Genomic DNA, 1,040 nt, shown 5'->3' on the forward strand with positions numbered 1-1,040 from the left:
GCCCGGCCGACGCCTGCGCCGCAGGGTCGAGCGGGGCGACGCGGACCAGCCGCCACGGCTCGTCGTCGCACCGGGCCCGGACGGTCAGCGCGTCCCCGGCCCGGCTCACCCGGACCGTCACCTCCCGGCCCGACCACTGCGGCACCGGCGCCACCGACCAGTCCGAGAACTCGTCGGTGACCACGGCGCCGACCTGCGGCGCGCCGTCGCTCACCTCGACCCCGGCCTTGGTCCACCGCCGCTCGTCCACCCGGACCAGCACACCGGCCTGATCGAACTGCTCCGAGTAGTCGAGGAGGAAAGACACCTCCACGGCGCTGTCCGCCGGGAACGGCGCGAGCAGTGCCGAGCCGTCGTCGTGCACGAAGCCGTAGCTGGTGCGCCGCCAGAAGTCGCTGCCGCCGTGCGGCTCGACGAGCAGGCCGCCGTCGACCGGCTCGGCCCGCTCGGGCGGGTTCAGCCAGTGGCCGGCGGACCAGTCGTACGCCTCGTTCATCCCGGCACCGTACCGGGTTTGACGGCGCGCACGTTCGGAGAAGTAGTCCTCGCATGGGTGACAGGTGGTATCAGGAGGCGGTCGTCTACTGCCTCGACGTCGACACGTACGCGGACTCCGACGGCGACGGAGTGGGTGACTTCCAGGGGCTGATCGGCCGGCTGGACTACCTGGCCCGGCTCGGCGTGACCTGCCTGTGGCTGAACCCGATCCACCCCTCGCCCAACGAGGACGACGGGTACGACGCGACCGACTTCTACAACGTCGACCCGCGACTGGGCACGCTCGGCGACTTCGCCGAACTGCTGCACCAGGCGAGCAACAGGGGCATCCGGGTGATCATCGACCTGGTGGTCAACCACACCTCGGACCAGCACCCGTGGTTCCAGTCCGCCCGGTCCTCGCCGGACTCGCCGTACCGGGACTGGTACGTCTGGGCCGACCACGAGCCGGCCGACCGCCACCAGGGCATGGTGTTCCCGGGCGAGCAGCACGAGACGTGGACCTACGACCGGACCGCGAAGGCCTGGTACTACCACCGCTT

General features: G+C 71.2%; 2 protein-coding genes. One reads left to right on the plus strand and one right to left on the minus strand.

All coding sequences use genetic code 11. The features are described from left to right. Positions 1-496: DUF1349 domain-containing protein (locus AB0L34_RS34435; protein WP_363709864.1), on the minus strand; the 496-nt coding region annotated here is incomplete at its 3' end. Between the two features lie 53 nt (positions 497-549). On the opposite strand from AB0L34_RS34435, the gene AB0L34_RS34440 reads away from it, so the two are divergent. Beyond that, positions 550-1,040: alpha-amylase family glycosyl hydrolase (locus AB0L34_RS34440; protein ID WP_363709866.1), on the plus strand; the 491-nt coding region annotated here is incomplete at its 3' end.

Origin of the sequence: Micromonospora sp. NPDC052213 (assembly GCF_040679695.1) — a bacterium.
Classification (GTDB): Bacteria; Actinomycetota; Actinomycetes; order Mycobacteriales; family Micromonosporaceae; genus Micromonospora.